This window comes from Embleya sp. NPDC005575 (assembly GCF_040605455.1).
In the GTDB taxonomy this organism is placed as follows: Bacteria; Actinomycetota; Actinomycetes; order Streptomycetales; family Streptomycetaceae; genus Embleya.
This window is the reverse complement of the sequence record NZ_JBEXCV010000111.1, coordinates 19,646-29,929: the sequence shown is the minus strand read 5'-3', so window position 1 is coordinate 29,929 and position 10,284 is coordinate 19,646. Positions and strand designations below refer to the sequence as shown.

Sequence of the window (10,284 nt, the reverse complement as noted above, 5' to 3'; positions counted from 1 at the left end):
GACCCGGACCGCGCCGCGCGCCGGCCGCACCGGCGGCGGTTCGCGCTTCAGCCATAGCGCCGCTCCGCCTCCGCCTCGGCCGCAAGGTGCAGCCGGGTGTACGCGAGCGCCTCGGCCAGATCCGCCTCGCGTTCGGCGCGCGAGGCGGCTCGGCGGGTGTTGACCTCCAGCACGATCGCCCCGCCGAACGAGGTGCGCGCGAGGTGTTCGAGCAGTTCCGCGCACGGTTGGGTGCCGCGTCCGGGCACCAGGTGCTCGTCCTTGAGCGAGCCGCTGCCGTCGGCCAGGTGCACGTGCCCGAGCCGGTCACCCATCCGGGCCAGCATGTCCAGCGCGTCCGAGCGCGAGGTCGCCGTGTGCGACAGGTCGAGCGTGAAGTGCCGGTAGTCCTCGTCGGAGGGATCCCAGTCCGGCGCGTACGCGGCGACCTCCTTGTCCCGGTAACGCAGCGGGAACATGTTCTCCACTGCGAACAGCACGTCGGTCTCGCCCGCCATGCGGTCGATGCCGCGCACGAAGTCGCGGGCGTAGCTGCGCTGCCAGCGAAACGGCGGATGCACCACGACGGTCTTCGCGCCGAGCCGCTCGGCCGCGTCCCGCGCACGCACCAGCTTGGTCCACGGGTCCGTCCCCCACACCCGCTGCGTGATCAACAGGCAGGGCGCGTGCACGGACACGATCGGCACGCCGTGGTGGTCGGACAACCGGCGCAGCGCCTCGATGTCCTGGCTCACCGGGTCGGTCGAGACCATGACCTCGATCCCGTCGTAGCCGAGCCGGGCCGCGATCTCGAAACCGTCGGCGGTGGACTCGGGGTAGACGGAGGCGGTGGACAGGGCGATCTTCGCGTCGGGCACACGCAGAACCGCGTCCGGCACCCGCGCCTCGGACGTGTCGGCCCCCGTACCGTGGAGTATGTCGTGGTCGGCCACGTCGCCCAGAGTAGAACCATCGACCGCCGACCCGGCGTTATCCCACACATCGGTGCGGGCGAGCCGGGCGGCGGCCACTGCATCCGGGTGAACGGCCGGCCTCAGTCCATCCAGTCCAGGCGGCGCAGGATGATCCCCTCGCGCAGCGCCCACGGGCACACCTCCAGCGCGCCCACGTTGAACAGGTCCAACGCCGCGTCGGCGACTATCGCGCCCGCGACCAGCTGCGGGGCCCGGCCCACCGACACCCCCGGCAGAGCGGCCCGCTCACTCGCGGTCATCGCCGCGAGCCGGGGCAGCCAGTCGGCCAGACCGGCCCGGCTGAGCGAGCGCTTGACGTAGGGGCCCTCGCCCGAGGCCGGCGCGCCGGCGATCCGGGCCAGCTGTTTGAACGTCTTGGAGGTGGCCACCACGTGATCGGGCCGACCGAGCCGACTGAACTCGGCGACCGTGCGGGCGATCTCCGCGCGCACATGCTTGCGCAGCACCCGCATCTCGTCCGGCGACGGCGGGTCGGTATGCAGCCAGGACCGGGTGAGCCGACCCGCGCCCAGCGGCAGCGAGGCCGCCGCGTCCGGCTCCTCGTCCACGCCCGCCGCGATCTCCAGCGAGCCGCCGCCGATGTCGAGCACGAGCAGCCGCCCGGAGGACCAGCCGAACCAGCGGCGCACCGCCAGGAAGGTCAGCCGGGCCTCGTCGGCACCGGTCAGCACCTGGAGGTCCACGCCGGTCTCGCGCCGCACCCGATCGAGCACCGCCTCGGAGTTGGCCGCCTCGCGCACCGCGGACGTGGCGAACGGCAGCAGGTCCTCGACGCCCTTGTCCTCGGCGATCTCCAGAGCGGCTGCCATCGTCCGGACCAGCAGATCGACCCCGTGTGGGGCGATGCTTCCGTCCGGCTCCAAAAGTTCCGCCAGGCGCAGCTCGCGCTTGTGCGAGTACGCGGGAAGGGGTCGAGCACCCTGATGGGCGTCGACCACGAGCAGGTGGACCGTATTGGAGCCCACGTCGAGAACACCGAGTCGCATGGTCACGAAGGTAATCCGTCGCCCCCGACGCCCGAGCGGGGGCGTTCCCTCGGTTGCCACACCTTTGCCCGCCGGACGATCCGGCACCCACGCTCTAGGCTTGTCCCGTGCCTGAGGTAGACCTGGATTTTCCGCGCGCTTGGTTCGAGTTCCCCGACCCCGAGGATGCCGATCAGCTCTTTCGCTGTGACCTGACCTGGCTGACCTCGCGTTGGCAGTGCATCTTCGGCGCCGGCTGTCACGGCGTCGTGGCCGGCCGCGCGCCCGACGGGTGTTGCTCGCTCGGCGCGCACTGGTCGGACGAGGACGACGAGACGCGGGTGCTGGCGTGGGCGGAACGGCTGACGCCGCAGACCTGGCAGTTCCACGACCTGGCCATGGAGCAGGGCGTCAGCGAGTTCGAGGACGGCGACAAGCGCACGCGCCTGGTCGACGGAGCGTGCGTGTTCCTGAACCGGCCGGGGTTCGCCGGCGGCACCGGCTGTTCGCTGCACGCCCTCGCGCTGCGTGAGGGCGTACACCCGCTGGAGACCAAGCCGGACGTGTGCTGGCAATTGCCGGTGCGCCGGACGTACGACTGGATCGACCGGCCGGACGAGACCCGCGTGCTGATGGTGACGATCGGCGAGTACGACCGCCGGGGCTGGGGCCCGGGCGGCCACGACCTGCACTGGTGGTGCACCGGCAGTACCGAGGCACACGGCGCGGGCGAGCCGGTGTACGAGTCGTACGGCCCGGAGCTGCGCGAGTTGATGGGCGAGGCGGCATACGCGGTGCTGGTCGCGGCGTGTGAGGCCAGGCTGGCGGGCGGCCGGCCGATCGCACCGCACCCGGCGGATCCGATCGACTGAGCCCAGCCGGCACGGGCTCGGCCGGTCGACTCGGCGCGGGCTCGGCGCGGCCGGTCGCGGTCGGTTCGGCGCGGGCCCGTCGGCTCGGCGCAGCCGGTCGCGGGCTCGGCTCGGCTGATCGGCTCGGCTGATCGGCTCGGCTGATCGGTTCGTCGCGGGCTCGCCGGCCGCTCGGCGCGGGCTCGGCTCAGCCCGTCGGCCCCGGGCTGCGCGGCGGCCGTGTGCTCGCGGGGGGTGTGTCGGCCGGGCGGCGGGACGGCGTCGGCTCGCCGGTGCGGCCCTCGATGGTGATCACCGTGCCACCCGGATCCACCACCACCGTGGCCGTCCACGCCCCCCGCGGGGCCCGCTTGGGATCGACCGAGACGGTGACGGTGTCCTGCTGCCCCGGGGCGAGCGTGCCGTGCGCGGGGCTCGGTCGCAGCCAGGTCGCCGCCGTCCGGGCCTGCCAGTCGACCGGGACCGAGCCGGTGTTGCGCAGCGTGACGAGCGTGTGGTCACCGGTGTGGGTGGCGGTCACCAGCGGCGGCACGGGAGCAGGCGGGTCGGGCGGCGCGAGGGCGGCGACACCGGGCGCGACGACCTCGGACGCGAGCGAGGCGGGCACCGCCGCGGAGGGGATCGGGGCGAAGCCTTGCCCGCGTGGCGAACCCGGGGCGGCAGGGGTCCCCGTCGTGGCCGGCGACCGCGCCGGTTCGATCGGAGGCGACGCCGCAGCCGGGCCGCCCGGGCTCTCCACCCGCGCGGAGGCGATGGTGACGGCCTTGACGCTCGACTCGCCGGCGGACCCGCCGGACGCCTGCCACAGGGCGAGCGCGGGCGCGGCGACCACGGCGGCCACCACGACCGCCGCGATCACCGTGGCCCGGCGGCGATTGCCGCGCTCGATCACGCCGGCCCGAAAGACCGGGAAACCGGCCCGGTCGAACTCGGCGACCCGCCGGGCGATCTCCGGCGGCCGCTGGGCCGAGCGCCCCTGGCCGACCTCGCCCAGCACCTCGATCCGCAGCGCCGCCGGCGGGGCGATCAGCGCGAGCCCGACCGGCGCCGCCGCCGCGCCCGTGGTCGGCGCCAGGCCGGTCGCGGCGCGGCGCACCTGCGGTCCGCACCGCCGACACGTCTCGACGTGCGTGATCAGGCGCTCGCGCAGCACGGAGGTGAGTCGCCCGGTGGCCAGTTCCTGGCCCTCGGGGCACCCGTGTGACTCCTCGGCGCCCGCCATCGCCGCCCGGGTCCGGTCCACCTCCCGGCCGGCCGCCAGGAGCAGACTGCGGGCGTGGTGTTCGTCACAGCCGAGCACGGCGGCCAGGCCGCGCGGGTCGAGCCCGTGTCGCACCGACAGTTCGAGCGCCTCGCGTTGTTCCGGCGCCAGGCCCACCGCGTCCGGCCAGGCCAGCTCGTCCAGGTCGCCGCGCCGGGCGGGGGATCGGCCCGCCTCGGTGCCGGGAAACGGACCGGCGGCCTCGTCGACGTCCGCGGCCAGCGGCAGGCTGCGCTCGTGCGCCCACACCACCCGCACGTCCTCGGGCCGCGCGGGTCCGGCGCCCACCCGCACGTGTGCGTCCAGCCGGACCAGGCACTCGTACCGGGCGAGCGCGTACAGCCACGGTTTGAGCAGATCCAGGTCGGGGAGCCGGCCGATGTGACGATCGGCCAGCACGAAGGTGCTGCGCAGCGACTCCGCCGCCGCCTGGTGATCTCGGAGCACCGAGAGGCAGTAGGTGTAGAGCCCTTCGGCGTAGGCGTCGTAGGCAGCGCGTCCCCACGAGAGCACCGCGGCGGGGGAGGCGAAGCGAGGAGCCCCTCCGGGGGAGGCCGTCGGGCCGGTCACCGAATCCGTCACGCTCGTGAACGTAGGTGTCCGAGAGCCGCCAACTCAGGCGATTTGCACTTTCATACGCCTTTCGAGGTTGACAATCATACTTTCGAGTGAATATTCGTCACCTTTGGCCGGATTCCTTCATCGAACATCCACGCGACGACTCGCGCCGCGGACCACGAGCGAAGCTCCCGTCGGATCCGCCGAAAGGGTGACCTCCCACGTGGCGACCGGTGTGCTGTCCGAATTCGCCGAGATCGTGATCGATATCGACTGGCCATTGGCCAGCGTTCCGGATTTCGGACTCACCGTGAGCCAATCGTTTTCCGACATGGCCACGGACCACGTGACCGGCCCACCGGTCGCGGTGAGCCGGACGGTCTGCGCGGCACCGTCCGCGTCGAGGTCCACCGCTGTGCGCGACCACCCGAGCGTGCCCCGCGGCGCCGGATTGCCCTGCGTCGCCTCCACCGACCGCGGCCGGTTCAGCGGCAGCCCGCCCGCCGACGCGGGGCCGGCCGCCGGGGGTTTGGCACTCCTGCCGCCGGTGCTGCGGGTGGTGGGCTTCGTGCTGCCGGCGCGCGTACTCGGCATCGAGGTCGGCGCGCTCGACCCGGCCGGCCTCGACGGAGCGACGCTCGGCGCGTGCGTGGGCACCGTGGGCGGATGGATGACCACCGGCTGATCCGGAACCTGGGCCGAACCCCGCGCGACCGGCGAGCCGGCGTCCCCGTCGCCCGGCCGCACCAGCACGGCCAGGCCGAGCACCAGCGCCACGGCCGTCGCACCCGCCACCACGACCGGCACCCGCGAGCGGGGCCGGCCCATCCCCTTCGGAAAGCCGCTCCGGTCGACCGGCCCGCCGGCGTCCCACCCACCCGCGCCCCTCGACCCGGCCGCGAGCAGCTCGGTCCGGATCGAGTACGGCGCCGCGGGCGAGACCGCCGCGGCCAACACCGCCCGCGTGTCCACCTCCCCCGGCCGCAGCACCATGCAGTCCGGGCACGAGTCGACGTGCAGGTACAGCGGTTGGCGCAGCGACGCCTCCACCGCCGCGCCCGCGTCCGGCAGCAGCAGCGCGAGTTCGGGGCAGTCCCGCCGCGCGTGCGTGGCCACCGCGTACACCGCGAGCGCGTGCTCGAACTGTTCCCGGGCGCGGGTCAGCGCACGTTCCACCCGCCGCTCGGACAGCGTCAGCACATCGGCCAGTTCCCGATCGTGCAGGCGATGCCGCACGGACAGGTCCAGCACGATCCGCTCGACCTCGTCCACCGCCCACAACGCGTACGGGACCAGGGGCACCAGCCGCTGCCGATCGGGCACGGACCAGGCCGCCCCGCCCGCGGCCAACACCTGCTCGACCACCCCGGGCCCGCGCCGGTCGACCGCCTCCCGCGCGCACTCGACCCGCGCCAGTCCGTACAGCAGCGCCCTGGCCCGGCCCGGCTCGCGCAGCGCGCGGATCCGCTCGGGCGCCGTCGCCAGCGTCGCGCGCAGCGCCCGCGCCGCGACCGCCGGCTCGTACCCCAGCGCCACGCAGAACCCGAACAGGGCGTCGCCGTGGGCGTCGTACAACGCGACGGCGTCGGGCGCCGCGCCCGTCACGTCCGTCGTACCGGATCCCTGCCCCGCAACGTCCCCACCCGCCATGCCGCCCCACGGTAGGGAGAAGGCCCCATGGTCACCATCGCTTTACCGGCTCGGTGACAGGATCAAGACATTCCGACCATGATCGATCGGCGGCCGGCGATCGATGTCGGCGCGGGCCGTTAACGTTCCTGGCATGGCCAGGACCACCACGAAGGATCGCCCGTCGTACCGCTGCACCGAATGCGGCTGGACCGGGCCGAAATGGCTGGGTCGCTGCAACGAGTGTCACGCGTGGGGCACGGTCGAGGAGTTCGGCGCCCCCAAGGCCCGCTCGATCGTGGCCGGCCCGGTCACCACGGCGGCGCTGCCGATCGGCCGGATCGACGTCAAGGCGGCCAAGTTCCGCTCGACCGGCGTCGAGGAGCTGGATCGCGTGCTCGGCGGCGGCCTGGTCCCGGGCGCGGTCGTGCTGCTCGCGGGCGAGCCCGGCGTCGGCAAGTCCACCCTGCTTCTGGACGTGGCCAGCAAGTCCGCCTCGCCGGCCGCGCGCACGCTCTACATCACCGGTGAGGAGTCCGCCGCCCAGGTCCGACTGCGCGCGGGCCGGATCGGCGCGCTGAACGAGGAGCTCTACCTCGCCGCCGAAACCGACCTCGCCGCGCTGATCAGCCACGTGGACGCGGTCAAACCGGCGCTGCTCGTGGTCGACTCGGTGCAGACCATCGCCTCGCCCGCGATCGACGGCGCCCCCGGCGGCGTGTCGCAGATCCGCGAGGTCACCGGCGCGCTGATCCGCATCGCCAAGGAACGCAACATCGCCACCGTCCTGGTCGGCCACGTCACCAAGGACGGCTCGATCGCCGGCCCGCGCGTGCTGGAGCACCTGGTCGACGTCGTGCTGCACTTCGAGGGCGACCGACACGCCCGGCTGCGCCTGGTCCGCGCGATCAAGAACCGCTACGGCACGGCGGACGAGGTCGGCTGCTTCGAGCTGCACGACGAGGGCATCACCGGCCTGACCGACCCCAGCGGCCTGTTCCTGACCCAGCGCCAGGAGCCGGTCTCCGGCACGTGCGTCACGGTGACCCTGGAGGGCAAGCGCCCGCTCGTGGTCGAGGTGCAGGCGCTGGTGGCGCCGTCCCAGATCCCCACCCCGCGCCGGGCCACCTCGGGGCTCGACTCGGCTCGGATGGGCATGGTGCTCGCGGTCCTGGAGCGGCGCGGCGGAGTGCGCCTGGAGAAGACCGAGATCTACACCGCCACCGTCGGCGGCGTGAAGCTCACCGAACCGGCCGCCGACCTGGCCGCGGCCCTCGCGCTCGCGGGCGCCGCCGCCGACCACCCGTTGCCGTCCAAGCTGGTCGCGGTCGGCGAGGTCGGCCTCGCCGGCGAGATCCGCCGGGCCACCGGCGTGCAGCGCAGGCTCGCCGAGGCGTTCCGGCTCGGCTTCACGCACGCGCTGGTGCCGCCCGACCCGGGCAAGATCCCCAAGGGCATGAAGGTGATCGAGGTGGCCGACATTCGCGAGGCGCTGCGCGCCTTCAACCTGGTCTCGCATCGCGAGCGCAAGGCCGACCGCGAGTGAGCGGGCCCGACGCCGGCCCGCCCGGAGCAGACCTCGACGGGACACCGGCGGGACGGTGTGTCATGGCCGGCCGGCAACTTTCCATGCCCCGAGGAGTGACCAGGCGTCGTCTCGGAGATACTCGACAAGCGGAACGGCATGCACGACCTGTGCCGAAACACGGCTTCGGGCCGGATAAGGCGACCGGTCGGCTGCCGGGAGGCACTAGACTTTTCCACCGATCTTCCGACGTAGCGGCCGACCTGTGTCGACCGCAGGTCCTGAGGCGCTCCCGGCCGTGCATACCGGAGCAAATGCCCGGGTGACGGCCGATGGCCGGCCGAGGATGGCAACGACCACGGGGAGTTCTGTGGCTACGAATGACCGGACCGACAAGGGCACGAGTGCCGACGCGGCCCTCGTGAGGGCCGCGCTGCAATCCGTGGCCCCGGGCACCGCCCTGCGCGACGGCCTGGAGCGCATTCTCCGGGGCAACACGGGCGGCCTGATCGTGCTTGGTTTCGACAAGGCGGTGGAGGCGCTTTCCACGGGCGGCTTCGTGCTGGACGTCGAGTTCTCCGCGACCCGGCTGCGCGAGCTGTGCAAGCTCGACGGCGGGGTCGTGGTCGACCGCGAGTGCACGAAGATCGTCCGGGCGGGCGTCCAGCTCGTCCCCGACCCGTCGATTCCGACGGAGGAGACCGGCACCCGGCACCGCACCGCCGAGCGGGTCAACAAGCAGACCGGCTACCCGGTGGTCTCGGTGAGCCAGTCCATGCGCCTGATCGCGCTCTACGTCAACGGCAAGCGACACGTGCTGGAGGACTCGGCGGCGATCCTGTCCCGGGCCAACCAGGCGTTGGCCACCCTGGAGCGATACAAGCTCCGGCTCGACGAGGTGTCGGGCACGCTGTCCGCACTGGAGATCGAGGACCTGGTCACCGTGCGGGACGTGTGCGCGGTGTCCCAGCGTCTGGAGATGGTGCGCCTGATCGCCCGTGAGATCGACGGCTACGTCACCGAGTTGGGGGTCGACGGGCGACTGCTCTCGCTGCAACTCGAAGAGCTGATCGCGGGCGTCGAGGACGACCGCAAGCTGGTCGCCCGCGACTACGTGCCCGAGCGGGCGATCAAGCGCGGTCGGACCGAGGCCGACGTGCTCGCCGAGCTCGACGGTCTCGCGCACGCCGATCTGCTCGATCTGCAGACGGTGGCCCGCGCGCTCGGCTTCACGTCGGGCCACGAGGTGCTCGACTCCGCGGTCAGCCCGCGCGGCTACCGACTGCTCGCCAAGGTCCCCAGGCTGCCACCCGTGGTGATCGAGCGGCTCGTGGAGCACTTCGGCGGCCTGCAGAAGCTGCTCGCGGCCAGCGTCGACGACCTCCAGGCCGTGGACGGCGTCGGCGAGGCCCGGGCCCGCAGCGTGCGCGAGGGCCTGTCCCGACTCGCCGAGTCCTCGATCCTGGAGCGCTACGTGTAGCCGCGGTCGTACGACACGAGAAAGGGCCCCGGCGCACGCGCCGGGGCCCTTTCTCGTGCTCGGATGTATCGTCCGCTACTTGCCCACCGTCGCGGTGAACACGAACTCGCCGGACGGCTCCAGGCCCGCCAGCGTGCCCTTGGCGCGGTAGGCGGCCTTGTCCGCGGGAGCGGCCTTGGTCTGCCCGCCGTTGGTGGCGCACTGCCCGGCGTTGGAGCGGGTCCAGGCCCAGTCGCGAATGATCGAGACGGCCTGGGCGTCGCCCTGCTGCAACTGGCGTACGTCGGTGGGCGCACCGGCGGCGCAGTCGGCCGAGCTCCACAGCCGGTCGTTGCCGGAGAGCACCTCGATGTAGGCGCGGCTCGGCGCGAGGTCGACGTAGCAGGTCGGCCCGGTCTGGTTGGTGACGATCAGCTTGAGCGCCACGTTCTGCGAGGCGTTGTACGCGCTCTTGCCCGACTCCACCGGCTGGATCTGCACCCGGATCATGTTCGGCGTGCACCAGATGCCGCCACCGGGTGCGGCCTTGCCGCCACCGGGCGCGGTGCCGCCACTGCCGGCCGTACCCGCGGGCTGCCCGGTGCTCTGGCCACCCGGTTGCCCGCCGGGCTGGCCGGCCGTGCCCGCCGACGCGCCGGAGGTGCCCGCGCCGGGCGTGCCGGTACCGCCGCCCGGGATCGGCGGGTTGGCGCCGTTGGTCGGGTTGGGCCCCGGCGTGATGGCGCTCGGATCGGGCGAGGCCGATCCGGACGCGATCGACTTCTTGTCCGAGGCGTTCTTCTTGTCGTCGGAGTCCCCACCGGCAGTGCATGCCCAGGCCACCAGCGCGATCAACAGCGCGAGGGCGAGCAGCACGACGACCCGCCGTCGCCAATACACGGTTGACGGCAGGTGACCCACGGGACGGCGCATCGAGTCCACGCGCAAACTCTAGGGGAGATCGTTACGCCGTCCGGTGTAGCCACACCGTCGAAAGCGTTGGAATTTCGTGCCGTGTCGCGGTCGAAGAAGCCCTGGTCG

At 73.1% G+C, this 10,284-nt stretch carries 8 protein-coding genes; 3 read left to right on the top strand and 5 right to left on the bottom strand.

Annotation, left to right across the window (positions count from 1 at the left end; all coding sequences use genetic code 11):
* Nucleotides 1–47: 47 nt before the first annotated feature.
* A complete protein-coding gene (locus ABZS54_RS29835) occupies nucleotides 48–878 on the bottom strand; it encodes a sugar phosphate isomerase/epimerase (protein ID WP_355542823.1) in 831 nt (276 codons plus the stop codon).
* A gap of 155 nt (nucleotides 879–1,033) precedes the next feature.
* A complete protein-coding gene (locus ABZS54_RS29830) occupies nucleotides 1,034–1,960 on the bottom strand; it encodes a Ppx/GppA phosphatase family protein (RefSeq protein WP_355542820.1) in 927 nt (308 codons plus the stop codon).
* A gap of 107 nt (nucleotides 1,961–2,067) precedes the next feature.
* Between ABZS54_RS29830 and ABZS54_RS29825 the strand changes: the two genes are divergently transcribed.
* On the top strand, nucleotides 2,068–2,811 hold the full coding sequence (locus tag ABZS54_RS29825; protein WP_355542817.1) for a hypothetical protein: 744 nt from the start codon (nucleotides 2,068–2,070) through the stop codon (nucleotides 2,809–2,811).
* 187 nt (nucleotides 2,812–2,998) lie between these two features.
* On the opposite strand, the gene ABZS54_RS29820 is transcribed toward ABZS54_RS29825, so the two are convergent.
* Nucleotides 2,999–4,654, bottom strand: coding sequence for a hypothetical protein (locus ABZS54_RS29820; protein ID WP_355542814.1), 1,656 nt, complete (start codon nucleotides 4,652–4,654; stop codon nucleotides 2,999–3,001).
* Nucleotides 4,655–4,771: 117 nt separating this feature from the next.
* Entirely contained in the window at nucleotides 4,772–6,280 is a 1,509-nt protein-coding gene (locus ABZS54_RS29815) for a hypothetical protein (protein WP_355542812.1), read from the bottom strand.
* Nucleotides 6,281–6,413: 133 nt separating this feature from the next.
* Here ABZS54_RS29815 and radA point away from each other — a divergent pair, with 133 nt between their 5' ends.
* Entirely contained in the window at nucleotides 6,414–7,805 is a 1,392-nt protein-coding gene (gene radA / locus ABZS54_RS29810; RefSeq protein ID WP_355542809.1) for a DNA repair protein RadA, read from the top strand.
* 349 nt (nucleotides 7,806–8,154) lie between these two features.
* Nucleotides 8,155–9,264, top strand: a complete 1,110-nt coding sequence (disA, locus tag ABZS54_RS29805; RefSeq protein WP_020549623.1) for a DNA integrity scanning diadenylate cyclase DisA — start codon at nucleotides 8,155–8,157, stop codon at nucleotides 9,262–9,264.
* Between the two features lie 75 nt (nucleotides 9,265–9,339).
* Here the strand turns inward: disA and ABZS54_RS29800 are convergent, their stop codons facing one another.
* Nucleotides 9,340–10,185: a hypothetical protein gene (locus ABZS54_RS29800; RefSeq protein ID WP_355542806.1), complete on the bottom strand. Its 846-nt coding sequence runs from the start codon at nucleotides 10,183–10,185 to the stop codon at nucleotides 9,340–9,342.
* Nucleotides 10,186–10,284 lie beyond the last annotated feature (99 nt).